General features: G+C 66.2%; 24 protein-coding genes and 1 pseudogene. 9 read left to right on the forward strand and 16 right to left on the reverse strand.

The window, feature by feature from the left end; genetic code table 11:
- Positions 1 to 122: 122 nt before the first annotated feature.
- The 3 genes and pseudogenes from ACFPU0_RS04085 to ACFPU0_RS04095 form a co-directional block, all read right to left on the reverse strand.
- On the reverse strand, positions 123 to 287 hold the full coding sequence (locus tag ACFPU0_RS04085; RefSeq protein ID WP_377691512.1) for a rubredoxin: 165 nt from the start codon (positions 285 to 287) through the stop codon (positions 123 to 125).
- Positions 288 to 291: 4 nt separating this feature from the next.
- A pseudogene (locus ACFPU0_RS04090) lies at positions 292 to 633 on the reverse strand (hypothetical protein); the annotation flags it as partial.
- A gap of 45 nt (positions 634 to 678) precedes the next feature.
- Positions 679 to 1,374, reverse strand: a complete 696-nt coding sequence (locus ACFPU0_RS04095; RefSeq protein ID WP_377691513.1) for a Crp/Fnr family transcriptional regulator — start codon at positions 1,372 to 1,374, stop codon at positions 679 to 681.
- An 84-nt stretch (positions 1,375 to 1,458) separates the two neighbouring features.
- On the opposite strand from ACFPU0_RS04095, the gene ACFPU0_RS04100 reads away from it, so the two are divergent.
- A complete protein-coding gene (locus ACFPU0_RS04100; protein ID WP_377691514.1) occupies positions 1,459 to 1,983 on the forward strand; it encodes a DUF962 domain-containing protein in 525 nt (174 codons plus the stop codon).
- Between the two features lie 195 nt (positions 1,984 to 2,178).
- Here the strand turns inward: ACFPU0_RS04100 and ACFPU0_RS04105 are convergent, their stop codons facing one another.
- From ACFPU0_RS04105 to dibA, 7 genes are all read right to left on the reverse strand, one after another.
- The gene (locus tag ACFPU0_RS04105) at positions 2,179 to 2,952 is read right to left on the reverse strand and encodes a hypothetical protein (RefSeq protein WP_377691515.1); all 774 of its coding nucleotides are present in this window, start codon (positions 2,950 to 2,952) and stop codon (positions 2,179 to 2,181) included.
- Positions 2,953 to 3,125: 173 nt separating this feature from the next.
- On the reverse strand, positions 3,126 to 4,115 hold the full coding sequence (locus ACFPU0_RS04110; RefSeq protein ID WP_377691516.1) for a sulfate/molybdate ABC transporter ATP-binding protein: 990 nt from the start codon (positions 4,113 to 4,115) through the stop codon (positions 3,126 to 3,128).
- 3 nt (positions 4,116 to 4,118) lie between these two features.
- Positions 4,119 to 4,991 carry a sulfate ABC transporter permease subunit CysW gene (gene cysW / locus ACFPU0_RS04115; RefSeq protein ID WP_377691517.1) on the reverse strand — a complete coding sequence of 291 codons (873 nt, stop codon included), beginning with the start codon at positions 4,989 to 4,991 and terminating at the stop codon, positions 4,119 to 4,121.
- Positions 4,992 to 5,001: 10 nt separating this feature from the next.
- Positions 5,002 to 5,820 (reverse strand): sulfate ABC transporter permease subunit CysT, encoded by an 819-nt coding sequence (cysT, locus tag ACFPU0_RS04120; protein ID WP_377691518.1) that lies wholly within the window; start codon positions 5,818 to 5,820, stop codon positions 5,002 to 5,004.
- A gap of 254 nt (positions 5,821 to 6,074) precedes the next feature.
- A complete protein-coding gene (locus ACFPU0_RS04125; RefSeq protein WP_377691519.1) occupies positions 6,075 to 7,073 on the reverse strand; it encodes a sulfate ABC transporter substrate-binding protein in 999 nt (332 codons plus the stop codon).
- A 121-nt stretch (positions 7,074 to 7,194) separates the two neighbouring features.
- The gene (gene oscA / locus ACFPU0_RS04130) at positions 7,195 to 7,377 is read right to left on the reverse strand and encodes a sulfur starvation response protein OscA (RefSeq protein ID WP_377691520.1); all 183 of its coding nucleotides are present in this window, start codon (positions 7,375 to 7,377) and stop codon (positions 7,195 to 7,197) included.
- A gap of 187 nt (positions 7,378 to 7,564) precedes the next feature.
- Positions 7,565 to 9,469: a phosphodiesterase DibA gene (gene dibA, locus ACFPU0_RS04135; protein ID WP_377691521.1), complete on the reverse strand. Its 1,905-nt coding sequence runs from the start codon at positions 9,467 to 9,469 to the stop codon at positions 7,565 to 7,567.
- A gap of 172 nt (positions 9,470 to 9,641) precedes the next feature.
- On the opposite strand from dibA, the gene desA reads away from it, so the two are divergent.
- Positions 9,642 to 10,826 carry a delta-9 fatty acid desaturase DesA gene (gene desA / locus ACFPU0_RS04140; protein WP_377691522.1) on the forward strand — a complete coding sequence of 395 codons (1,185 nt, stop codon included), beginning with the start codon at positions 9,642 to 9,644 and terminating at the stop codon, positions 10,824 to 10,826.
- A gap of 274 nt (positions 10,827 to 11,100) precedes the next feature.
- On the opposite strand, the gene ACFPU0_RS04145 is transcribed toward desA, so the two are convergent.
- Both ACFPU0_RS04145 and ACFPU0_RS04150 read right to left on the reverse strand, forming a co-directional pair.
- Positions 11,101 to 11,304, reverse strand: a complete 204-nt coding sequence (locus ACFPU0_RS04145; protein WP_377691523.1) for a hypothetical protein — start codon at positions 11,302 to 11,304, stop codon at positions 11,101 to 11,103.
- 89 nt (positions 11,305 to 11,393) lie between these two features.
- The gene (locus ACFPU0_RS04150) at positions 11,394 to 12,359 is read right to left on the reverse strand and encodes a LysR family transcriptional regulator (RefSeq protein WP_377691524.1); all 966 of its coding nucleotides are present in this window, start codon (positions 12,357 to 12,359) and stop codon (positions 11,394 to 11,396) included.
- A 149-nt stretch (positions 12,360 to 12,508) separates the two neighbouring features.
- Here ACFPU0_RS04150 and ACFPU0_RS04155 point away from each other — a divergent pair, with 149 nt between their 5' ends.
- From ACFPU0_RS04155 to ACFPU0_RS04165, 3 genes are all read left to right on the forward strand, one after another.
- Entirely contained in the window at positions 12,509 to 13,570 is a 1,062-nt protein-coding gene (locus tag ACFPU0_RS04155; protein WP_377691525.1) for an HlyD family secretion protein, read from the forward strand.
- Positions 13,570 to 14,598, forward strand: coding sequence for a DUF2955 domain-containing protein (locus tag ACFPU0_RS04160; protein ID WP_377691526.1), 1,029 nt, complete (start codon positions 13,570 to 13,572; stop codon positions 14,596 to 14,598). The genes ACFPU0_RS04155 and ACFPU0_RS04160 overlap by 1 nt, the downstream gene beginning before the upstream one ends.
- 75 nt (positions 14,599 to 14,673) lie before the next feature.
- The gene (locus ACFPU0_RS04165; RefSeq protein WP_377691527.1) at positions 14,674 to 15,645 is read left to right on the forward strand and encodes a diguanylate cyclase domain-containing protein; all 972 of its coding nucleotides are present in this window, start codon (positions 14,674 to 14,676) and stop codon (positions 15,643 to 15,645) included.
- A 157-nt stretch (positions 15,646 to 15,802) separates the two neighbouring features.
- On the opposite strand, the gene ACFPU0_RS04170 is transcribed toward ACFPU0_RS04165, so the two are convergent.
- Both ACFPU0_RS04170 and ACFPU0_RS04175 read right to left on the reverse strand, forming a co-directional pair.
- A complete protein-coding gene (locus ACFPU0_RS04170; RefSeq protein ID WP_377691528.1) occupies positions 15,803 to 16,666 on the reverse strand; it encodes an ABC transporter ATP-binding protein in 864 nt (287 codons plus the stop codon).
- Entirely contained in the window at positions 16,663 to 18,249 is a 1,587-nt protein-coding gene (locus ACFPU0_RS04175) for an ABC transporter permease (protein WP_377691529.1), read from the reverse strand. The genes ACFPU0_RS04170 and ACFPU0_RS04175 overlap by 4 nt, the downstream gene beginning before the upstream one ends.
- A 301-nt stretch (positions 18,250 to 18,550) precedes the next feature.
- Between ACFPU0_RS04175 and ACFPU0_RS04180 the strand changes: the two genes are divergently transcribed.
- Positions 18,551 to 19,609 carry an ABC transporter substrate-binding protein gene (locus ACFPU0_RS04180; protein ID WP_377691530.1) on the forward strand — a complete coding sequence of 353 codons (1,059 nt, stop codon included), beginning with the start codon at positions 18,551 to 18,553 and terminating at the stop codon, positions 19,607 to 19,609.
- Positions 19,610 to 20,431: 822 nt separating this feature from the next.
- On the opposite strand, the gene ACFPU0_RS04185 is transcribed toward ACFPU0_RS04180, so the two are convergent.
- Entirely contained in the window at positions 20,432 to 21,346 is a 915-nt protein-coding gene (locus tag ACFPU0_RS04185) for a LysR family transcriptional regulator (protein ID WP_377691531.1), read from the reverse strand.
- Between the two features lie 163 nt (positions 21,347 to 21,509).
- Between ACFPU0_RS04185 and ACFPU0_RS04190 the strand changes: the two genes are divergently transcribed.
- Complete coding sequence (locus ACFPU0_RS04190) at positions 21,510 to 22,415, forward strand: TauD/TfdA dioxygenase family protein (RefSeq protein WP_377691532.1); 906 nt, start codon at positions 21,510 to 21,512, stop codon at positions 22,413 to 22,415.
- A gap of 219 nt (positions 22,416 to 22,634) precedes the next feature.
- Here ACFPU0_RS04190 and ACFPU0_RS04195 read toward each other — a convergent pair whose 3' ends face one another.
- On the reverse strand, positions 22,635 to 22,820 hold the full coding sequence (locus tag ACFPU0_RS04195) for a hypothetical protein (protein WP_377691533.1): 186 nt from the start codon (positions 22,818 to 22,820) through the stop codon (positions 22,635 to 22,637).
- Between ACFPU0_RS04195 and ACFPU0_RS04200 the strand changes: the two genes are divergently transcribed.
- A complete protein-coding gene (locus ACFPU0_RS04200; protein ID WP_377691534.1) occupies positions 22,819 to 23,625 on the forward strand; it encodes an energy transducer TonB in 807 nt (268 codons plus the stop codon). The genes ACFPU0_RS04195 and ACFPU0_RS04200 overlap by 2 nt on opposite strands.
- 16 nt (positions 23,626 to 23,641) lie before the next feature.
- On the forward strand, positions 23,642 to 24,349 hold the full coding sequence (locus tag ACFPU0_RS04205; protein ID WP_377691535.1) for a MotA/TolQ/ExbB proton channel family protein: 708 nt from the start codon (positions 23,642 to 23,644) through the stop codon (positions 24,347 to 24,349).
- The last annotated feature ends 1 nt before the right edge of the window (position 24,350 follow it).

Here is a 24,350-nt window from a genome sequence, read left to right on the forward strand (position 1 = left end):
CTGTTCAACGTAGGCCGTCCGCATGTCGATTCCTCCTCTGGGCCAAACCTTCTATCCCCCGGATTAAGAATCGGCGTGCGGGCGGCCTTTGCATAGGATCTACAAGGCGTGTCGGACCGACCTCAGATCTCCTGCATATCGAAGTCGCCTTTGCTGACTCCGCAATCCGGGCAGACCCAGTCGTCCGGCACGTCGGCCCAGGGGGTGCCGGCCGGGATGCCCTCGTCGGGCCAGCCCTTGGCTTCGTCGTAGATCAGGCCGCAGACCACGCAGATCCAGGTTTTCATGTCGCTACCTCATGCTTGCAGCTGTGCTCGGGGAAGGCGCGCCGGTGGTGCGCGGTATCGCGATCATAGGGGCGGCGAGCTGCCGGCCGGGCCCTAACCAAGGGTGGGTCGCGCCGGTTGCGCGGACGAAGGTACCGAAGTCGTTGAAGCGCACGCCCATCTCGCGCATCACCCGGTGGACCACCGGGGCGGTCATCTGGCGGATGTAGAAGGGCTCCTTGACCACGAAGTGCTGGATGGCGTGGGTACTGCCGAAGTTGAAGCAGAAGGCCTGCAGCGGCCACAGCCACCAGGGGTTGAGCACCTGGGCCTGCTGGATCACGTTGCCCGGCTCGACAGCGCCGTGCGCACCGAGTCTCTTGTGCACCATCCCAGGTGCGCGCAGCGCACCCTACGGCTTGCCGTCGGCCGCGCGCTTGAGGCGTTCGAGGTCGAGGATCTCGATCTCGCCATAGTTCAGCCGCAGGGCGCCCTGGGCTTCCAGGTCCTTGAGGATCTGGTTGGTGGTTTGCCGCGACACCGCCAGCATCATCGCCAACTGCTCCTGGGCCAGTTGGAGCACCCGCCGTCGTTCAGCGAGGCCGCCATAGCCTTCGGCGATCATCAGCAGCCGCCGGGCCAGGCGCTGGGGTGCCGGCAGCAGGCTCATCTCCTCCAGGGTGATGAAGGTCAGGCGCAGCTTCTGGCTCATCAGCAGGGCGAAGTCGCGCCAGTGTTCCGGTTGCCGCTGCAGCAAGGCCAGCAGCGGCGCCTGGGGCAGGTTGAGCAGGGTCGTCCGGCCGTCGGCGAAGGCGTCGTGGGTGCGCGGCTGGCCGTCGAACAGGGATATTTCACCGAACCAGTGGGGCGGCTCCACCAGCACCAGCAGCGCTTCCTTGCCGCTTTCGCTGACACTGCCGATGCGCATCGTGCCTTCCAGTACCGCATAGAGCCCACAGGGCGAATCACCGCGGCGGAACAACCGTTGGCCCGGCTCCAGTCGGCGCAACTGGGCCATCGCCAGGAGCTCGTCCCGCAGGGCGGCGGGCAACTGGCTGAACCATTGGCCGGTGAGCAGGAGTTCGCGGTGCTGCTTGAATTCAGTCATGGGCTTTGTCGCCTAGCTGACAGAGGTCGTTTCGGGCATGGCGTCATTATCGGCGCAATTGCCCGCCAACCCGAGGACAAAACAATGAAAACCCTCATCCAGCAACTTGGCCAGTACGCCGAATACCACCGCGACCGCCGCAATATCGCCAGCCACTTCGTCGGCATCCCGCTGATCGTGGTGGCGGTCGCCGTGCTGTTGTCGCGCCCGGGCCTGGACGTCTTCGGTCTCTGGCTGTCCCCGGCAGTGGCGGTCAGCCTGCTGTCGGCGCTCTATTACTTCCGCCTCGACCTGCGCTACGGCCTGGTGATGGCCGTGCTGCTCTGGCTCAGCCTCTGGGTGGGCGCAGCGCTCGCGGTACAGGACACCGCAATCTGGCTTGGCGCCGGCCTCGGCATGTTCGTGGTGGGTTGGGTGATCCAGTTCGTCGGCCACTACTACGAGGGGCGCAAGCCGGCCTTCGTCGACGACCTCACCGGGCTGATCATCGGGCCGCTGTTCGTGGTGGCCGAGCTGGGCTTCCTGTTCGGGATGCGCAAGGACGTCGAGCGCGCCGTGGAAGAGCGGGCGGGGCCGACCTGCATTCGGGGGAAGAAGGCGGCGGTTTGACCTCGCAATCCCTCTCCCCCAGCCCCTCTCCCTGAAGGGAGAGGGGGGGCAGTCCGTGCTGCGATCAGATGCCTTGCTCAATTCCGCTCCGAGTTGCCGGCTGCATCCAAAGTCTCAGGCGCGAGTCACCCCTCTCCTCTTCAGGGGCGAAGAGGCACGCTTTCGGAAGCACCGCTTCCTGTGCCGATGAGCGCCTTAACGCGAAGCGTTAAGGCCGGGGCGCGGAGCGGGGGACGGGGCATCCAGCGCCAGCAACTGCCCACTCAGCGACCGCGCATGGCGGTCCACCACCATCGGCGCGTAGGGCCGGCCGGAGGTGCTGACCAGGGCGTTGCTCTGGCTGTTCATGTCACTCAGCGCGGCCTTCAGGAAGCTCCAGCGGGTCTTCAGTTTGGCCAGGTTCGGGTCCGCCTTGTCGTCCAGCGGTGCCAGTTGCTGGTCGATGTCCGGCAGCAGGCGGCGTTCGTCCTGGCCGATATAGCTGTCGCCGTTCTCGCGGGAAATCTCGAAGGTGCCGATATAGGCGCGGCTCAGGTACTGCACGTTGAGGTATTCCACCTTGGCCGGCAATTCATCGCCTCCGGCGTCACCGGCCTGGGTGCGGGCGGCGATGAGGAAGTCGCGCAGGGCCTTGGCCAGTTCCTGGGGGTAGCGCCAGGGCATGTCGTCCTCGTTGGGGCCAAAGGAAACGCCACGGTCGAGCTGGGTAACGAGTTCGTCATGGGTCTTGCGCACCGCTTCGCTCGGCTCGGCGATGCGCATGAAGGCGTCATCCAGCGCCTTGAGGTCAGCCCGCATGCGGGCCGAGTGGACTTCCTGGAAGCCTTCGCCGCGGAACAGCAGCAGGCTGCTGGTGGCGCGGCTGGCGTGGACCTGCACCTGTTCCAGCGGTGGCAGTTCGTTGGCACGGGCGACGGCGGCGAAGCAGAGAAGGCTGAGCAGCGGGTACAGCAGGACCTTGCGGATCATGTCGGGTGCTCCTGTTTTTTTTGTTCTGAGGAGTCGATGCGGTGCGTTCACAGCCTACTGCGAGCGGCCCCGGAGGCTATTACCCGAAAGAGTGATTTGTGCGCTGCTCGTGATTTCCGGCATTGCTGGTGCCGCCCTTCAGAAGGGGCCGCGCTGGCCCCCTCTGCCCGATTTCAGAACCCCGCCGCCTTCTGCCAGGCCTTGGGCTTGAAGAACAGCGTTTCGCCGCGCACCAGGCCCACCAGGCTGTCGTGGTCCTTCACCACTTCCGCCTCGATCAGCTCGTCCTGGCCTTCCACCTTGAGGGTCACCCGGGTGATGGCGCCCAGGGGGCGGATGTCGCGGACCTCGGCGGCGCGGTGTTCGGCCACTTCCTGGCGCGACAGCGAGACTTCGTGGGGACGGAACAGCAGGTGCTGGTCGTCGCCCAGGTGCAGGCGGTTGGAATCGCCGAGGAAGTGGTAGACGAAGTCGCTGGCCGGGTTCTCGTAGACCTCGCCCGGTGCGCCGATCTGTTCGATCACGCCCTTGTTCATCACCACGATGCGGTCGGCCACTTCCATGGCTTCTTCCTGGTCGTGGGTGACGAAGACCGAGGTCAGGTTGATCTCCTCGTGCAGGCGCGCCAGCCAGCGGCGCAGCTCCTTGCGCACCTTGGCGTCGAGGGCGCCGAAGGGTTCGTCCAGCAACAGGATCTTCGGCTCCACCGCCAGGGCGCGGGCCAGGGCGATACGCTGGCGCTGGCCGCCGGAGAGCTGTTCCGGGTAGCGGTCGGCGAGCCAGTCCAGCTGCACCATGTTCAGCAGCTCGTGGACCTTTTCCTTGATTGCCGACTCGCTCGGGCGCTCGCGCTTGGGCTTCATGCGCAGGCCGAAGGCGACGTTGTCGAACACCGTCATGTGGCGGAACAGGGCGTAGTGCTGGAACACGAAGCCGACGTTGCGATCGCGCACGTCGTGCTGGGAGACGTCCTCGCCGTGGAACACGATGCTGCCCACGTCCGGGGTTTCCAGGCCGGCGATGATCCGCAGCAGGGTGGTCTTGCCGCAGCCGGACGGGCCGAGCAGCGCCACCAGCTCGCCGCTGTGGATATCCAGGTTGATCGCGTCGAGCGCCTTGAAGGCGTGGAAGTTCTTGCTGACGTTACGGATTTCGATACTCATGAATCATTCCTCATCAGCACTGGATTTGAGGCGGGAAAGACGCGACTCGCTCCACTGCTTGAGCAGTAGGATGAACAAGGCCAGGACCAGCAGCAGGCTGGCGACGCTGAAGGCGGCGACGTGGTTGTACTCGTTGTAGAGGATTTCCACGTGCAGCGGCAGGGTGTTGGTGACGCCGCGGATGTGGCCGGAGACCACCGATACCGCGCCGAACTCGCCCATGGCCCGCGCGGTGCAGAGCACCACGCCGTAGATCAGGCCCCATTTGATGTTCGGCAGGGTCACGTGCCAGAACATCTGCCAGCCGTTGGCGCCGAGCAGGCGCGCGGCCTCTTCCTCCTGGGTGCCCTGTTCCTGCATCAGCGGGATCAGTTCGCGGGCGACGAAGGGGAAGGTGACGAAGATGGTGGCCAGGACGATGCCGGGCACGGCGAAGACGATCTGGATGTCGCGGTCCTGCAGCCACTCGCCGAAGTAGCCCTGTGCGCCGAACAGCAGCACGTAGATCAGGCCGGCGATCACCGGCGAGACCGAGAACGGCAGGTCGATCAGGGTCACCAGCAGGCTCTTGCCGCGGAACTCGTACTTGCTCACGCACCAGGCGGCGGCCACGCCGAACACCAGGTTGAGCGGCACCGAGATGAACACGGCGATCAGGGTCAGCTTCAGGGCGGAGAGGGCGTCCGGCTCGAAGATGGCGGTGAAGAAGGTGCCCAGCCCCTGCTTCAGCGCCTCGCTCAGCACCACCAGCAGCGGCAGCAGGAGGAACAGGGCGAAGGCCAGCCAGGCGGCGACGATCAGGATGCGGCGACCCCAGGCGCTGCCGCGGCGGGCGGCGTTGGCGGAGGACGCTGTGGTCAGCGTTGCGGAACTCATGGCGTTCTCCTCAAGGGGTTTCGATGCGGCGCTGCAGCAGGTTGATCAGCAGCAGCAGGATGAAGGCCACCACCAGCATCAGCACGCCGATGGCGGTGGCGCCGGTGTAGTCGTACTGGTCCAGCTTGACCATGATCAAGAGCGGCAGGATCTCGGTCTTCATCGGCATGTTGCCGGCGATGAAGATCACCGAGCCGTACTCGCCCACGCCGCGGGCGAAGGCCAGGGCGAAACCGGTCAGCCAGGCCGGCAGCAGGGCCGGCAGCAGCACATGGCGGAAGATCTGCAGTGGTTTGGCGCCGAGGCAGGCGGCGGCTTCCTCTACCTCGCGAGGAATGTCCGCCAGCACCGGCTGCACCGTGCGCACCACGAAGGGCAGGGTGACGAAGGTCAGCGCCAGGGTGATGCCGAGCGGGGTGTAGGCGATCTTGAAGCCGAGGTCGGTGGCAAACTGGCCCACCAGGCCGGCCGGCGCATAGAGCGCGGTGAGGGCGATACCGGCGACCGCGGTCGGCAGCGCGAAGGGCAGGTCGACCATGGCGTCGATCACCTTGCGGCCGAAGAAGTCGTAGCGCACCAGCACCCAGGCCAGCAGGGTGCCGATGATGCCGTTGATCACCGCGGCGGCCAGGGCGGTGCCGAAGCTGAGCTTGAGGGCGGCGAGCACGCGGGGGGCGCTGATGATGGTCCAGAACTGGACCCAGGTCAGCTCGGTGGTCTTGAGGAACAGGGCTCCCAGTGGGATCAGGACCAGCAGGCTGAGATACACCAGGGTGTATCCCAGGGTCAGCCCGAAGCCGGGTATGACCGGGGAGATGCGTCGTGACATGTTCTGTCCTTACTCTGCGTTGGAACGCTTGGTTTTTCCGGAACCGGCCCCGTCGAGCCGCTTCCGGCAAACAGGCCCGATCCGTGGATCAGGCCTGGATTTCGCTCCATCCCTGGAGCCCCGTCGATGGGTGGGGACCCATCAGGCAGCAGGGTGGAAGTCGCTTTTCACTTCCACCAGCGGCACCCCGTGGAGGCCGATGGTGGATCGGTGAAGCGTGATCCACCCTACTTGCCACGGTTTCGCCTCGGCGATCATTGCGCCTGGTAGATCTGGTCGAAGATACCGCCGTCGTTGAAGAACTTGGGTTGCGCTTCCTTCCAGCCGTTGAAGTCCTTGTCCACGGTCACGAGGTCCAGTTTCGGGAATTGCTTGGTGAACTCGGCCGCGACCTTCTCGTTACGCGGACGGTAGAAGTTCTTCGCCGCGATGCGCTGGCCTTCCTCGCTGTACAGGTACTGCAGGTAGGCTTCGGCCACCTTGCGGGTACCCTTCTTGTCGACGTTCTTGTCGACCACCGATACCGGCGGCTCGGCGAGGATCGACAGGCTCGGCGCGATGATCTCGAAGTTCTCGCCGCCCTGTTCCTTCAGGGCCAGGAAGGCTTCGTTCTCCCAGGCCAGCAGCACGTCGCCGATCTGGTTGTTGACGAAGGTGATGGTCGAGCCACGGGCGCCGGTATCCAGCACCGGCACGTGTTTGTACAGCTCCTTCACGTATTCCTGGGCCTTGGCGTCGCTGCCGTACTGCTTCTTGGCCCAGGCCCAGGCGGCCAGGAAGTTCCAGCGGGCGCCGCCGGAGGTCTTGGGGTTCGGGGTGATGACTTCCACGCCTTCCTTGGTCAGGTCGCCCCAGTCCTTGATGCCCTTGGGGTTGCCCTTGCGCACCAGGAACACGATGGTCGAGGTGTAGGGGGTGCTGTTCTGCGGCAGGCGCGCCTGCCAGTTTTCCGGGATCAGCTTGCCGATCTTCTGCAGCTCGTCGATGTCACCGGCGAGCGCCAGGGTCACCACGTCGGCCTTGAGGCCGTCGATCACTGCGCGGGCCTGCTTGCCGGAGCCACCGTGGGATTGCTGGACCTTCACATCGTCGCCACCTTCGGCCTTCCAGTGCTTGGCGAAGGCGGCGTTGTATTCCTGGTAGAGCTCACGGGTCGGATCGTAGGACACGTTGAGCAGTTCGGTGGCGGCGGCAGCCGGGCCGGCGATCAGGGCGCTGGCGAGGGCGGCGAGGGCGAAACGGCGAATCGACATTATCGAGCTCCTGGAAGACTGAATTCTTTTTAGGTGTTGGCTAGGGCTGGTTGTTTTGGGTTCGTCGAAACGCCCTCCGGCCGTCCGGTCGGGCCTCGAGCCTGCGGCGCAGAACTCGTGATCAGCTGTGGCGGTTGTTCGGCTGCTGCAGGCGGAACTTTTCCTTGCGCTCGATCTGCACCACCTGGCCGTTGTGCACGGTGATCTCCACCGAGCCGAAACGCAGGCCGTGCAGGGCGCTCTGGATTTCACGCAGGATGCTGGCTTCGTCCTGGCCTTCCAGGCTGCGGAGGGTTGCGCTCATGGTCGTGCTCCTGTTGATCTTGCACGCGGCGATGGACGGGATGGGTTTTCCGCGTGGCATGGAGCGCATCTTAGGCAGGGTCTGAATATTCTTAAAAATACTATTTAAGAATTTTTATATAACCGAAATCTTGTCTTGCGTGCTGTGTCCAGTGACGCACGGGGAGCGCCGGGGCCCGCTGTGGCGCTCAGGCCGGTTGCCAGAGCTTCTCCACCGCCGCCACCGGCAGCGGGCGGCTGAACAGGTAGCCCTGGCCGTAGTCGCAGCCCAGGTCGCGCAGGAAGCTTGCCTGCTCGGCGGCCTCGATGCCCTCGGCCAGTACGCTGAGGCCGAGGCTGTGGCCAAGGGCGGTAACGGCGCGGGCGATGGCGATATCGTTCTGGTCTTCCGGCAGCCCTCGGACGAAGCTCTGGTCGATCTTCAGCTTGTGCACCGGCAGGCGCTTGAGACGCTGCAACGAGGAATATCCGGTGCCGAAATCGTCGATGGCCAGGCGCACGCCCAGCTCGCGCAGGCGGGTGAGCAGGGCTTCGGCGGTGTCCGGATCCTCCATCACCGCGCTTTCGGTGATCTCCAGCTCCAGGTATTGCGGTGCCAGGCCGGTGATGGCCAGGATCCGCTCGACGTCGCCTCCCAGCTCGGCGCGGCGGAACAGCCGGCAGGACAGGTTGACCGCGACGAAGGCCAGTTCGCGTCCCTGTTCCAGCCAGCGCTGCATCTGCCGGCAGGCCTGCTCCAGAACCCAGGCGTCGATATTGCCGATCAGGCCGCTTTCTTCGGCAATCGGCAGGAATTCGCCTGGCGACACCATGCCGCGTTCGGGATGCTCCCAGCGCACCAGCGCCTCGAAACCGATCAGCCGGCCATCGGCCAGGCGCCGCACCGGCTGGTAGTGCACCCGCAGTTCGCCCTGTTCCAGGGCCCGGCGCAGGGCGCTGACCAGCTCGACGCGCTGGTGCGCCTGCTCGGTCAGCTCCTGGCTGTAGAAGGCATAAGTGTCGCGTCCGGCGCTCTTGGCCTTGAACAGCGCCGAGTCGGCATTGCGCATCACCTGCTCGACCTGGCCGCCGTCAGTCGGGAACAGGCTGATGCCCAGGCTGGTGCCGATGAACAGGTCGCGGCCGCCGAGATGGAAGGGCTTGGCCAGTTGCATGCGGATGCGCTCGGCCAGGTCCGCCGCCTGCTCGGCCTGGGGGCAGTCGTCCCAGAGCAGGCCGAATTCGTCGCCGCCCAGGCGGGCCAGGGTCATGCCGCCTCCCAGCAGCGCCTGCAGGCGCACCCCGACCATCTTCAGCAGCCGGTCGCCCTGGGAGTGACCGAGGCTTTCGTTGATGTGCTTGAAATGGTCCAGGTCGAGCAGCAGCACGGCGCCGCCCTGGTTCTCGCGGTGGGCGCGCTCCAGCACCTGCTCGACACGCTCGGTGAACAGCAGGCGGTTGGGCAGGTTGGTCAGGGGGTCGTGGTGGGCGAGGAAGTCCAGTTCGCGCTGGGAGCGCTTGATAGCACTGATGTCGGAGAACACCGCGACGTAGTGGGTCAGTTGGCCGTCGTCGTCATGGATGGCGCGGATGTTCTGCCAGAGCGGGTAGATCTCGCCGTCCTTGCGTCGGTTCCACACTTCGCCGCTCCACTCCCGGCGGTTCTCCAGAGCGTTCCACATGGCCTGGTAGAAGGCCTGGGCGTGGCGCCCGGAGCTGAAGATGCGCGGGTTCTCGCCCAGCACCTCGGCCTCTTCGAAGCCGGTGATGCGGGCGAAGGCGCGATTGACGTGGACGATGCGGCTCTCGGCATCGGTGACCAGCACCCCTTCCTGGGTGCTGTCGAACACCGCGGCGGCTTGGCGCAGGCTGCTTTCATGGGCGCGACGGGCGTCCAGGTAGCCCTTCAGGCGGCGCAGGTGCAGGCAGACCAGGGCGAACAGCAGCAGGCTGGTGATCAGGACGAAGAGCAGGCCCTTGGTGGTCTGCAGTTCGGCGAGCTTTCCGGGGTCGCCCACCAGGGCGGCGAGCATGCGGTCGCTGAACAGCACCCACAGGCTGGCGAGAATGAAATAGGGCAGCACCAGTCTGAGAGCGCTGAACTTGGAACGCATGGATTCGGCCTTCCTGGCTGCGACAAACGCGAAGGAGCGCATTATAGGAGGCAACCGACGACCGGGGGGCTTCTATCTAAAAGACGGGATGGTTTTCTGCAGGCGCTTTGTGATAATCGGGGCCTGGCTTGTTCGATGAGCCCCGATCACTTCACCCGAGGCAACACCATCCATGTGGTACAACGGATTTCTCGACCTGTCGCCATGGCAACTGGTGGCGGTCACCCTGGTGCTGACCCATATCACCATCGTCAGCGTCACCGTCTATCTGCACCGCTATTCCGCGCACCGCTCCCTGGAGCTGCATCCGGCGCTCAAGCATTTCTTCCGTTTCTGGCTGTGGCTGACCACCGGCATGAACACCCGCGAGTGGACTGCCATCCACCGCAAGCACCACGCCAAGTGCGAAACCGCCGACGACCCCCACAGCCCGGTGGTCAAGGGCCTGTGGACCGTGCTGCGCAAAGGCGCCGAGCTCTACCAGATCGAGGCGAAGAACGAAGAAACCCTGCGCATCTACGGCAAGAACTGCCCGGATGACTGGCTGGAGCGCAACGTCTACTCCCGTTACCCCATCGGCGGCGTGACGCTGCTGGCGCTGATCGACCTGGCGCTTTTCGGTGCCCTCGGCCTGACCGTCTGGGCCGTGCAGATGGTCTGGATCCCGTTCTGGGCCGCCGGCGTGGTCAACGGCCTGGGCCACGCCATCGGTTACCGCAACTTCGAATGCCGCGATGCCGCCACCAACCTGGTGCCCTGGGGCATCCTCATCGGCGGCGAGGAGCTGCACAACAACCACCACACCTACCCCAACTCCGCCAAGCTTTCGGTGAAGAAGTGGGAGTTCGACATGGGCTGGGCCTGGATCAAGCTGTTCAGCGTGCTGGGCCTGGCCAAGGTGCAGCGCGTGGCGCCCATCGCCCACCGCGTGGAAGGCAAGGGCAACCTGGACATGGACACCGCCATGGCCATCCTCAACAACCGCTTCCAGATCATGGCCCAGTACCGCAAGCTGGTGATCGCGCCGCTGGTGAAGCAGGAACTGGCCAAGGCCGACGAGTCGGTGCGCCACCTGTTCCGCCGCGCCAAGCGCCTGCTGTCCCGCGAGACCAGCCTGCTGGACGAGGGCCACCAGGCGCGCATCGCCGCCATGCTGGAGCAGAGCCAGGCACTGAAGGTGATCTACGAGAAGCGCCTGGCGCTGCAGCAGATCTGGGTGAAGACCAGCAGCAACGGCCACGACATGCTCGAAGCCATGAAGCAGTGGGTGCACGAGGCCGAGGCCAGCGGCATCCAGTCCCTGCGCGACTTCGCCGAACAGCTGAAGACCTACTCCTTGCGTCCGGCCGCCGCCTGACGCTGGAAGTGCCCATGAAGAGGCCGGCAGAGATGCCGGCCTTTTTCATTTTTGGGGAAGATTTCGGGGCAGCTGCGCTGCCCTTCGCAGGCCGGCACCGGCCTCATCCTGCGGAGTCTCCGACCTCACCCTGCCACTCGGGGAACTTAAACCTCCCGGCGTTCCCTGTGGACAATGCAAAAAAAGGCCGCTCATCGTGAGCGGCCTGAACAGGACGTCGATATAGGAGCTGTCACGCATCAACGTCAGGAGGTAGAGAGCGGGAAAACCGGGATCAGCTGTCCTGGCGGACGTCGGCCTGCTTGTGCTGTTCGGTGCCCTGCCTGGCGACGGCTTCCTGCTGGGCGGCATCGGCGCGCTGCTCGGCCAGCGCTGCGTTGCGCGCAACAAAGGTGTTGGATTCTTCGGCCAGGGTCAGTTGCGAGAAAAACAGGGAAAAAGCGGCGAAAATGGCGGTAAAAATCACATTGCGTTGCATGTCTTGAGCCTCTCGGATGGTTTCTTGCGAAACATGGCGCCATCTTAGGGAGGTCATGACAGGCGAAAAATAGTGGTTTCAGTGAATGACTATTTCTCTCGGCGCAATAATTTTGCGTTGATCGCCCAGTGCTTCGGATCTTCCAGCAGGGCTTCGTCCTGGGTCAGCAGGGGCGGCAGCTCGGCCTTGAGGAACTCCACCCAGGTCTTGATCTTGGCGTCGAGGAAGCGCCGCGAGGGGTAGATCGCGTAGATGTTGCGTTCGCGCAGGCGGTACTCCGGCAGCAGCCGCAGCAGTTTGCCTTCGCGCACGGGCGGGCAGGCGACGAAGGAGGGCAGCAGGCAGATGCCCATGCCGGCCTGGGCGGCCTTGGCCAGGGATTCGGCCACATTGACCTGGAAGCTTTCGGCCGGCAGCACGTTGAACTCGCCGTGCTCGCCATTGAACACCCAGCTGTCCTCGTAGAGCGGGTCCAGCAGGCGCAGGTAACGGTGCTGTTGCAGGTCCGCCGGGCCGATGGGCACGCCGTGCTTCTTCAGGTAGCCGGGCGCGGCGCAGAGCACGCTGAACATCGGCCCCAGCACCTGGGCCACCATCTGGGAGTCGGGCAGCTCGCGGGCGAAGGTGATGATCACGTCGTGGCCGTCTTCCAGCAGGTCGGGAGTGCGCTGGGACAGCGTCAGCTCCACCACCACCTCCGGGTAGAGCTCGGTATAGCGCGCCACCAGCGGGGTGAGGTGCTGCAGGCCGAGGCCGGTCATGGTGTGCACGCGCAGGCGCCCGTGGGGCTTGAGATGGGCGCCACGGGCCTCGGCGGCGGCCTCGTCCACCTCGCCGAGGATCTGCCGGCAACGCTGCAGGTAACGCTCGCCCACCTCGGTCAGCGCCAGGCGGCGGGTGGTGCGGTGCAGCAGGCGGGCCTGCAGCTGCTGCTCCAGTTCCGACACCAGCCGCGACACCTGGGCGGTGGACAGGTCCATGGCCTGGGCGGCGGCGGTGAAACTGCCGGTGTCTATCACCCGCACGAAAACCCGCATGCTGTGGAGCGTGTCCATTGTTACTCCCCGTGTAAGGCTGCTTCTCGAAATCGCCAGATTATCCACGATTCCCCGGCAAATATACTTTCGCCCCATGAGCGGCGATGGCCGAGGCCTTGCCGTTCCCGTCTTTCCGCCCGCCCTGGCGCGGGTCCTTCGAGGTACGCATGACTCCGGATCAAAGATTCGCCTGTCGGGTCCAGGCGGCCATCGTCCTGTTCGTCCTGCTGTTCGCCTACTTTCTCGCGGCGGACCTGTGGATGCCCATCACGCCCCAGGCCCAGCTGACCCGCCCGGTGCTGCGCATCGCCCCGCGGGTGGACGGCCAGGTGCTGGACGTCGCCGTGGCCAACAACCAGCACGTCGAGGCCGGCCAGTTGCTGTTCCGCCTCGACCCGGAACCCTTCCGCCTCGCCGTGCGTTCCGCCGAGCTGGCGCTGGAGCAGGCCGGGCAGGACAACCGCCAGCTCGATGCCGCCATCGCCGCCGCCCGCGCCGACCAGGCCGCCGCCCAGGCGTCGGCCAACGAATTGCAGCGCGAAGCCGCGCGCCTGGGCCGCCTGGTGCAGAGCCAGCACGTGTCGCGCCAGCTCTATGAACAGACCGAGGCCCAGCGCCAGGCTGCGCAGGCCAAGCTGAGCGCCGCCGGTGCGCGCATCCGCGAGCTGACTGCCCGGCGCGGTGCCGCGGGCGATGACAACCTGCGCCTGCGCCAGGCGCGCAACGCCCTGGACCAGGCGCGCCTGCAACTGGAATACAGCGAAGTCCGTGCCGAGCGTGCCGGCACCCTGAGCAACCTGCAGCTGTCCACCGGTGCCTTCCTGCACGCCGGCGCCCCGGTGGCCGCGCTGGTGGCGGACGAGGCCGACATCAGCGCCGACTTCCGCGAGAAGGCCCTGCGCTACGTACGCCTGGAGGATGGCGCCTCGGTGGTGTTCGACGCCCTGCCGGGCCACATCTTCGAGGCGAAGGTCAGCGCCATCGATGCCGGGGTGAAAGAGGGGCAACTGGACGCCAATGGCGACCTCGCCGCGCCGGCGGTGTCCGACCGCTGGGTGCGTGACGCCCAGCGCCAGCGCCTGCACGTCAACCTCACCGAGACCCTGCCCCGTGCCCTGCCCAGCGGCGCCAAGGCCACGGTCCAGCTCTATCCGCGCGATTCGCACCTGGCGGACCTGTTCGGCCGCCTGCAGATCGCCCTGATCAGCCTGCTGCACTACGTGTACTGATGAGCCGCAGGACAGTCCTTGCCGAGAACGATCTGAGGCAGTGCCTGCGCCTGGCCGGCGGCGGCACCCTGGGGCTGTTCATCTGCAAGCTGATGGGCTGGGACAACGGTGCCTTCTTCTGCGTCTACCCCATGCTCCTGCTCGGCCTGACGCCGCGCATCAACGCCCACGTGGTGCGCCAGTTCCTCCTGCAGGCGGTGGTGGTGAGCGCCGAGGTACTGCTGATCTACGGCCTGTTCGGCGACCGCCCGCAGCTGATGGCGCCGCTGGCCTTCCTCGCCTTTCTCTGGCGCTTCCGCCTGATGGCCCAGGGGCCGCTGTTCATGTTCGGTGCCCTGGGCAGCGTGTTCCTCTCCATGCAGCTGCATTTCGCCAGCTACCCGGATACCCACCTCCATGACCTGGTCGCCAGCAACCTGGTGGCCGCAGGCCTGACGGTGCTGATCGCCTGGCTGATGTTCTGGCTGTTCCCCGACGCCGAGCCGCGCCCGCCCCGCCAGACGCCAGCAAAGGACCTCCCGAGCCAGCGCCACGAGGCGGTACTCGGCGCCACCATCGCCACCCTGTCCTTCATGCTCTTCCAGAGCTTCGACCTGCGCGACTCGCTGTCGGCCCAGGTGGCGTCGATCCTGGTGCTCTTTCCCATGCACTGGAACGGCATCCGCTTCGCCGGCCGCATCCGGGCCCTTGGCACCCTGCTCGGCTGCGCCATCGGCCTGGTCCTGCAACTGGTGCTCTACAGCCATTACGACGTGCTGCCGCTGGTCACCCTGATGTACTGGACCGCCGCCCTCTGCTGCGCCCGCCTGCACGTGCTGGAAGGAGCCCAGGGCATCGGCTTCGGCGCCCTCACCACCCTGGCCATCGTCTTCGGCCAGTACCTGACGCCGCAGCACGATGTGCTGTATTCCATCGCCTACCGCCTGTCGTCGGTGTGCGTGGCGGTGTTTCTGACCCTGGTGGCGGTGTTCGTCCTGCACCGCCTGCTCAACCGCTTCGATGCCTTCCGTCACGCCAGTCACGCCTGACCGTCGGCTGGATTTTGCGCCGCACTTTTACCTGCCTAATCTGTCGAAGGCAGGTCCTGTGACGGTAGCGGCCGAATGGAAACGTCCCTCGAATCCCCAAGCGAACTGGAAAAACTCACCCTCGCCCTGCTCCACAGCCGCGGCGAAGTGGAACGGCTGCGCGAGCGCGAGGCCATCTTCAGCAGCCTCCTGGGCAGCGTGAACGCCGTGCTCTGGGCCTTCGACTGGGAGGCCCAGCGGGTCATCTACGTGAGCCCGGCCTACGAGCGCCTGTTCGGCCGCTCCGCCGCGCTGCTGCTGGCGGACTACAGCGAGTGGCGCAACTGCATCTACCCGGACGATGTGGACTATGCCGCCCAGAGCTTCGCCGAGGTGCTGGAGAAGGGCGCCATCGAGGCCCGCGAATACCGCATCATCCGCGCCGATGGCCAATTGCGCTGGATCAGCGACAAGTGCTTCATCAGCCAGCACGGCGGGGAAGGCCAGCCGACCATAGTGGTGGGCATAGCCGAGGACATCACCGAGAAGAAGCGCCTGGAGGGTGAGCTGCACCGCCTGGCCACCACAGATGTGCTGACCAAGAGCAGCAACCGCCGGCACTTCTTCGAATGCGCCCAGAGCGCGTTCGAGCATTCGCTGCAGTTCGGCAGCCCGCTGGCCTTCATCCTGCTGGATATCGATGACTTCAAGCAGATCAACGACACCTACGGCCACCAGACAGGTGACCAGGTGCTGCAGCGCATCGCCCAGTGCGGTGCCAACGCCCTGCGCCGGGGCGACCTGTTCGGCCGCATCGGCGGCGAAGAGTTCGCCGCCCTGCTGCCCGGCTGCCCGGCGGACCTGGCGTGGCAGATCGCCGAGCGCCTGCAGCGGGAGGTGCAGCGCCTGGGCTTCACCATCGAGGGCCAGAGCTTCGGCGTCACCGTCAGTCAGGGCCTGGCCAGCCTGCGTGACGACGGCAGCCTGGATAGCCTCTATGCCCGCGCCGACGCCGCCATGTACCAGGCCAAGCGCGGCGGCAAGAACCAGATCGTGCTCGCCGAGTGAGGCCGCCGGTCCACGACGCAGTGCTACCAGACATTTGTAGGGTGGACCACGCTTCACCGGTCCACCATGCGAGGCTTGGCGGGGCACCGGCGGTGGATGAAAAGAGCGTCATCCACCCTTGGGACAGCTGCGCTGTCCTTGGCGAATGAGTTCGCCCCTACAGCGCGATGAACTCCGGCCGCACCCCTTCCACCCGCTGCGCCACCGGCGGCAGGTAGTCGCCATCCCCGGTGAGCTGGTGCAGCAACCCCTCCCGCAGCCGGTGGAAGTCCGCTCCGGTGCGCTGGCGCGGATGCGGCAGGTCGATCTCCACCACTGACTTGATCCGTCCCGGTCGGGGTGCCATCACCACCACCCGGTCGGCCAGGTAGATGGCCTCCTCGGCGTCATGGGTGACCAGCAGGGTGGTGATGCCGGAGCGTTCGCGGATGGCCAGCAGCTCGTCCTGCAGCTGCTGGCGGGTCAGCGCATCGAGGGCGCCGAAGGGCTCGTCCAGCAAGAGGATGCGCGGGCTGGCCACCAGGCCGCGGGCGATGGCCACGCGCTGGGCCATGCCGCCGGAAAGCTGGTGCGGGTAGGCCGACTCGAAGCCATTCAGCCCCACCAGTTGCACGAACTCGTGCACCCGCCGCGCGCGTTCGCCCTGGGTCAGCTTCTCGTTCACCAGCCCCAGGCCGATGTTCTGCGCCACCGTCAGCCAGGGGAACAGCCGGTGCTCCTGGAAGACGATGCCGCGCTCGCCGCCTATGCCCCGGACCTGCGCGCCATCCACGCGGATCTCGCCGCTGAAGTCGGTATCCAGCCCCACCAGCAGGCGCAGCAGGGTGGATTTGCCGCAGCCACTGGAGCCGACTATGGCGATGAACTCGCCCTCGTTGATCGCCAGGCTGAAATCCTGGAGCGCCTCGAAGGCCTGGCCGTCCACCGAGAACACCTTGCCCACCCGGTCGAAGCTGACCAGCGGTGGCGTGGCATGGGGCTGGTTGGCCGCTTCCCGGGCCGAGGGATTGAAGGCATTCATGCGTGTCTCCAGCGCGTCGCGCGTGTTTCGATGCGTTGTCCGAGAGTGCCCAGCAGGGCGCCGACCAGGCCCACCAGCAGCATCGCCGCCATCACCTGGTCCATGCGGAACAGCTGCTGGGCACCGAGCATCAGGCTGGCGATGCCGCCATCCGACGGCATGAAGTATTCGGCCCCGATGGTCCCCAGCCAGGCATAGATCAGCGACAGGCGCAGGCCGGCGAAGATCGCCGGGGCGGCGCCGGGCAACACCAGCAGGCGTAGGCGTTTCGGCAGGTCCAGGCGCAGGGCGCGCGCAGCTTCTTCCAGTTGCGGCGAGAGGCTGGCGATGCCGCGCTGGGTGGCGATGAACAGCGGGAAGAAGGCCGCCAGGCCGACGAACACCACCTTGGCCGCCTCGCCCAGGCCGAACCAGGCGGTGAGCAGCGGCACCCAGGCGAAGATGGCCACCTGGCGCAGGGCCGACAGGCTCGGCCCCAGCAGGCGTTCGGCGCGGGCCGAAAGCCCCAGCAGCAGGCCCAGCAGGAAGCCGGCGCCGCCGCCCAGGGCCAGGCCGGCCAGGGCGCGCTGCAGGCTGAGCTGCATGGCATGGGGCAGGGAGCCGTCGGCCAGGCCTTGGGCCAGGGCGCGCAGTACATCCAGGGGCGAGGCGAGGATATTGTGGTCGACCCAGCCCAGGCTGCTGCTGGACTGCCAGATGATCAGCAGCGCCAGGGGCAGCAGGCCGCCCTGCAGGCGGCGCCAGCCATGACTGGCGCCGCGCTGGCGTTGCTCGCCGGTGGCGGGTTGCGGCCAGTGCAGCAACTGCCGCTCCAGCAGGCCGAAGCCGCGATCCATGGCGGCGCCCACCAGGCCGATGAGCAGGATGCAGAGGAACACCAGGTCGAGCATGAACAACTGCCGGCCCCAGACCATCAGGTAGCCCAGGCCTTCGCTGGAGGCCAGCAGCTCCACGGCCAGCAGCGAGGTCCAGCCGGTGGCCAGGGCCAGGCGGAAACCCGCGAGAAAGGCGGGCAGGGCGGCCGGCAGCAGCAGGCGCAGGAACAGCAGGTGGCTTGGCAGCCGCAGCACCGCGGCGGCCTCGCGCAGCTTGGGCTGGGCGTCGCGTACCCCGACCAGGGTGTGCAGGGTCACCGGCACCACCACCGCCTTGATCAGCACCACCAGCTTGAGCAGTTCGCCGATGCCGAAGAACAGCATGAACAGCGGAATCCAGGCCAGCGTGGGAATCTGCGCCAGGGCCACGAAGCTTGGATAGACCAATGCTTCGGCGCGCTTCGAGGCGCCCAGCCAGGTCCCCAGCAGCAGACCGCCGGCAACCCCGGCCAGAAGACCCCAGAACAGCCGTTGCAGGCTTATCCACAGGTGGCCCCAGAGCTCGCCGGAGCCGAACTCCAGGGCGCTCTGCCAGACCAGTGCGGGTGCCGGCAGGACCTGCGCGCTCATCCACTGGAAGCGGCTCGCCAGCACCCACAGCAGGGCCACGCCCAGGGGCAGCAACCAGGGCAGCAGGGTGTCGGCACGGCCGCGCAGCCATTCCGGCGCAGCGAGGGCGCCGGGCGCCCAGGTCAGGGTTCGGCTCATCTCCATCTCCCGAACGATGGTTCTTTTGCTATTCATTTATGGAATAACAATTTATTAATTAATGACTGAAATGGATAAGAACACGGCGGCCCATCACCGGAAAAGCGCTGAACGATGCGTTTGCCTCATATTTTTCATGCGCGCGCTGCATGCCCTATTGCAGGCCCCGTCGCGCCTGGCTTAGGCAAAAAAGTTACTAAAGAATGATTTTTTAATATTTGTTCGGCCTATGGGTTCACGCCTAGCTTCTGCTCCACAGCGCCGGCTGTTGCCGGCGGCCGCCAGCCAAGGAGCGCCCACCATGAAAACCCTGCTTAACCACGTCCTCGGGGCCTTTGCCTCGCCGCTGCTGATCGGCCTGCTCGGCGCCTTCCCCCTGGCCGCCCAGGCTGCCACGGCCCAGCCCGATGCGATCCGCATCGCCGTGCCCGACCTCAGCGCCGGCAGCGAACACAGCGCCGGTGGCGTGGTGGACGTGCTGCGCAACCGGCAGACCCTCGAGCAGGAGTTCGCCAAGGATGGCATCCGCATCGACTGGCGCTTCTTCAAGGGGGCGGGACCGGTGATCAACGAAGCCCTGGCCAACGGCCAGGCGGACTTCGCCTACCTCGGCGACCTGGCTGCCATCATCGGCAAGGCCAACGGCCTCGATACCCGCGTGCTCAGCGCCAACGTCCGTGGGGTGAAGAGCTACTTGGGCGTGGTGCCGGGCTCCGGCATCAAGACCCTCCAGGACCTCAAGGGCAAGCGCGTGGCGGTGTTCCGAGGCACCGCCAACCAGCTTTCCTTCGCCAGTGCCCTGGCCAGCCAGGGTCTCAGCGAGCGCGACCTCAAGGTGATCAACCTCGACTTCAACGCCGCCAACGCCGCCCTGGCGGCAAAACAGATCGACGCCACCTGGGGCCTCGCCAACCTGCTCGCCCTGCGCGAGCGTGGCCTGGCCGAACTGCCGCTGAGCTCCCGGGACCTGCAAGGTGCCGGCAGCACCCAGGCGGTGCTGGTGGCCACGGGCGCCTTCGTCCGCGAGCACCCCGACCTGGTGGGGCGCCTGGTCAAGGCCCAGCAGCAGGCGGTGAACTGGCTGCGCGACGACGCCAACAAGGACGCCTATGTGGAACTGGTCTCGCGCCTGGCCAGCTACCCGCCGGTGATCCTCAAGGATGACCTGGCGAAGGAGAACTTCAGCCAGTACTTCGATCCCCGCCTGGATGCCGATTTCATCGGCCGGCTGCAGCAGGGCGTGGACCTGGCGGCCAAGGAGCGCCTCATCCGCCGGGGCTTCCAGGTATCCGACTGGGTGGAGCCGCGTTTCCTCGACGCGGCATTGCAGGCGCAGGGGCCGGTGCAGGCCTCGCGCTGACAGGGAGTCATCGACAGGACGTCAATACAGGGACGTTGTAGAAGCCGCCGAAAGGCGGCTTTTTTTATCCACAGGACATTCGCGAATGAATTCGCTCTCACAGGAAGAATGCCCGAGCAAATGCGCCTGCGCGGAAAGGGTTGGGGTGAGGGCGCGGATTCGGGGCAGTCCTGCGGCCCGCTTGGCGAATGAATTGGCTATGTCTGCGTTAAGTGCTAGAGCGTCCTGAGCCAAGCTGATTATCGAGCGGGCGACGAATCCCTGTTTCGCCCCCCGGCGAGTCCCTTTTTCAAACGACGGATGGCCGCCCCCCAAAAAGGAACCAAAACGCTTGCCCCTGCATCCGGAACTCGGCGTCCCCGTCCTGCTTCGCCGGACTCCCCTCGCTCCATCGTTGCGCCGGGGGCCCGGCGTGAGGGGCCATCCCTGGCCCCGCACGCCTCTCGCGGCATCCATGCCGCTCGTCCCCCTCTGCAACGATTCCGCTCGGCCTCCTGACGGGGCGCAGTCGCCGCCCCACCGCTTCTGCACCGATTCAGGCATTGATCAGGCATGAGGATTGCTGCGCCCTGTCAGGCACGAGTCACCCCTCTCCCTCCGGGGTGAAGAGGCACGCTTTCGGAAGCACCGCTTCCGGTGCCGATGAACGCCTGAGCGCGAAGCGATCAGGCAGGGGCGCAGGGCGGGGGCCGGGGGAGAGGGATGTGTCAGGCGGGCACGGAGGCCCGAAAATCCCGTATTAGACGCTTCCATTCGGTGCTACAACAGCTAACGCAGACATGGCCAATGAATTCGCCCCTGCAGGGAGGTCCGGACGCTGACCTAGGCCGCCTGCTCCATCGAATCCAACTTCACCAGCACCTCGATCAGCGCCCGCGCCGCCGGCGACAGGCGATAGCCGGTGCGGGTGACGATGCCGCAGCGCGCCGCCAGGCTGTCCAGCCGCTCGGGCAGGTTGCGCCAGTGCAGCAGGGCCAGCTCGCCGCGCTCCAGCAATGGGGCGATGGTTTCCCGCTGGGCAAGGCCGATGGCGTCGGTCTGGCGCACCACCTGTACCAGGGTCGGCACATGGTCGCTCTCCAGGCTCAGCTGGAAATCCGCCCTGCCGCTGTAGCTCGCCAGCAGCTTGCGGATACCCGCCGGCAGACGGGTGGCGGCCAGCGGGTAGTCGAACATGTCGTTGGTGGACAGGCTCTCCTTGGCCAGCAAGGGGTGCCCCCGACGGCAGAAGAAGCGGCCGTGGCGAGGCCGCAGCGGGCGGGTCTGGAAGTTCGGGTCGGCCTCGAACTGGCGCACGTCGGCAATGAAGAACTCGATCTCGTCGCGAGCCAGGCGACGTCCCAGCACTTCCCAGTTGTTCACCTCGAAATGCGTGCGAATGCGCGGGTAGCGCCGCATGAAATCGGCCAGTGCGTCCGGTACCAGTTGAACGGCCGGCGCCGGGCCGCTGCCGAAGTGCAGCTCGCCGGCATCCAGCTTGGTCATCTGGTCGATTTCGCGCAGCAGATTGCTCGCCCCCTGCACCAGGCGCAGGGCGTGTTGCAGCACCACATGGCCTTCGGGCGTGGGACGCAGCTCCTTGTTCCCGCGATCCACCAGCTGGCAGCCGAAGTCCTGCTCCAGGCCCTGGATGCTGCGGCTGAAGGCCGGCTGGGTGATGCCCATGGCGTCGGCCGCGCGCACAAAACTACGGTGTTCGACCAGGGCGATGAAGTAGCGGAGCTGGCGCAGGTCCATGGTGCTTTTCCGGCATCGAAAATATAGGGAGAAGGTATTTGTCGCGGGTTTGCCTGGGGTTTTAAATGCAGGCTCTTATTCCGTCAAATGCGCATTCGATAAATTGTTAGACGTATATCGAATAAGCATATGGCGCATCCCACCTGACCGCGAGGACCGCACCATGAGCACTGCTGCACTGGCCAGCCAACCCCAGGCCGTCGAACTCGATATTCATCCCGTTGGCGGACGCATCGGCGCCGAGATCCGCGGCGTCAACCTGTCCGGGACGCTGGACGCCGCCATCATCGAAGCCATCCAGGCCGCCCTGGTGCAGCACAAGGTGATCTTCTTCCGTGGCCAGACCCAGCTCGACGACCAGGGCCAGGAAGCCTTCGCCAAGCTGCTCGGTGAGCCGGTAGCCCACCCCACGGTGCCGGTGCGCGAGGGTACCGACTATCTGCTGCAACTGGATGGCGCCGAGGGGCAGCGCGCCAACTCCTGGCACACCGATGTCACCTTCGTCGACGCCTATCCCAAGGCTTCCATCCTGCGCAGCGTGGTGGCGCCCGCCGCCGGCGGCGACACCGTCTGGGCCAACACCGCCAGCGCCTACCAGGACCTGCCAGCGCCGCTGCGCGAGTTGGCGGACAAGCTCTGGGCGGTGCACAGCAACGAATACGACTATGCCGCCGTCCGGCCCCATGTCAGCGCCGAGAAGCTGGAGCAGTACCGCAAGGTGTTCACGTCCACCGTCTACGAGACCGAGCACCCGGTGGTGCGGGTGCACCCGATAAGCGGCGAACGCACGCTGCTGCTGGGGCACTTCGTCAAGCGCATCAAGGGCTTCTCCCAGTCGGATTCGGCGCACCTTTTCGGGGTGCTGCAGAGCCATGTCACCCGCCTGGAGAACACCGTGCGCTGGCGCTGGCAGGCCGGTGACGTGGCTATCTGGGACAACCGCGCGACCCAGCATTACGCCGTGGACGACTACGACACCCAGCCGCGCATCGTCCGCCGCGTGACCCTGGCCGGCGACGTGCCGGTGGGTATCGACGGCCAGCGCAGCCAGATCATCCGCAAAACCTGAGCCCGGCGCCGCGCTGCGGCCATCCGGCAATGAATTCGCCCCCGCAGGGACAGACCTGCGGGGGCGTTTGCTTTTTGCTTTTTGCACGCACCGAAACCCCTGCGCCAAGGGGCCGGTGCGCACGGCGCACCCTACGGGGGCGCGATGCTTGTCGGGCATATTTTCCATGCCCTCAAGGCATTCTTGAAGTTTTTCCTTTCAAATTCAGTAAGTTACAAATCATATATCTCTAAAAGTAATTACAAAATCATTAAAAATTACTTTATGAGATAAGGCTTCCGCCCCAATCATTCCTCCATGGCCGACCGCTCTAGCTCGGCCGTCTCGCCGGTCCAGCACCGGTTGCCTGTTCAACAAGCCCGGCGGCACAGGCCGGGCCTTTTTATCCCCAGGAGTCTTGCCCATGGGCAATGTCCTCGAAGCCGACAGCGTCCGCGAACTGCATTGGCAGGAAGTGCGCCGCCCAGGCGAGGTCCGCGACCTCGGCGTCCCGGTGCGCCAGGCGCTGGATCGCGTGGTCTTCCGCAGTCCCGGCTCCACTCGCGTGCTCAGCCGCCGCGAGGCTCTGCTGCTGGGCGCATTCGCCCTGGTCCTGCACGGCGCGGTGCTGCACTGGTTGAGCCAGAAACCCACCCCGCCGCTACCGGAGGTGCCGCCGCAGATCCCGCCCATGACCATCGAGTTCACCGCCCCGGCACCGCCGGTGGTGGAACCGCCGCCACCGGAACCGCCGCCGCCCGTGGTCGAGCCGCCACCGCCGGTGGTGGAGGAGCTGGCGGTGAAGCCGCCGCCCAAGCCGGTGGCCAAGCCCAAGCCGAAACCGCAGCCGCCCAAGCCCGCGCCGAAGCCCGTGGCCAAGCCGGCGGAACCGCCGCCCGCAGCACCGAAGGCCGAGGCCCCGCCCGCGCCGCCAGCGCCCCCGGCACCGGTGACGCCGCCCTCGGCCAATGCCGGCTACCTGAAGAATCCGGCGCCGGAATACCCCGCCTTCGCCCAGCGACGCGGCTGGGAAGGCACGGTGCTGCTGCGTGTGCATGTGCTCGCCAGCGGCCTGCCGAGCGAGGTGCAGGTACAGAAATCCAGCGGCCGCGAGCTGCTCGACGAAGCCGCGCTGCGCGCGGTCAAGCGCTGGACCTTCGTGCCAGCCAAGCAGGGCGACGTGGCCCGCGACGGCTGGGTCAGCGTGCCCATCGATTTCAAGTTGAACTGATCAGAGGATTTTCACCATGGACCTGCTAACCAACCCCTTCGCTTCCATCGAGCACCTGGTGATCTGGCTGCTCATCGGCTTCTCCGTCGTCACCTGGGGCCTGGCCCTGGTCAAGGGCATCCAGTTCGCCCGCCTGAAGCGCCGCGACCGCCAGTTCCAGAAGCGCTTCTGGAGCGCCACCAGCCTGGACAGCGCCGCCGAGCGGCTGCAGCAGCACGCTGGCGCTGCCGCCCACGTGGCCCAGGCCGGCTTCGCCGCCATCCAGGTGCAGGGTGGCCAACCCGGCGACCTGAGCCAGGCGATCAACCACCAGGACCGCCTGGAGCGCGCCCTGCGCCAGCAGATCCAGCGTGAGCGGCGTTCCCTGGAATCCGGCCTGGCGGTGCTCGCCTCCATCGGTTCCACCTCGCCCTTCATTGGCCTGTTCGGCACCGTCTGGGGCATCATGGAGGCCCTCAAGGGCATCAGCGCGGCCGGCTCGGCCAGCCTGGAAACCGTGGCCGGGCCCATCGGCGCCGCGCTGGTCGCCACCGGCGTCGGCATCGCCGTCGCCGTGCCGGCGGTGCTGGTCTACAACTACTTCCTGCGCAGCCTCAAGCTGACCGCCGCCGACCTCGACGACTTCGCCCACGACTTCTACCTGCTGGCGCAGAAGAGCGCCTTCAAACTGATCGTCAATCCCGCCCCGGCGCGCACCGCGAGCACTGTGAAGGAGGCCTCCTGAC

Source organism: Pseudomonas sp. GCM10022186 (assembly GCF_042656385.1).
Taxonomy (GTDB): Bacteria; Pseudomonadota; Gammaproteobacteria; order Pseudomonadales; family Pseudomonadaceae; genus Metapseudomonas.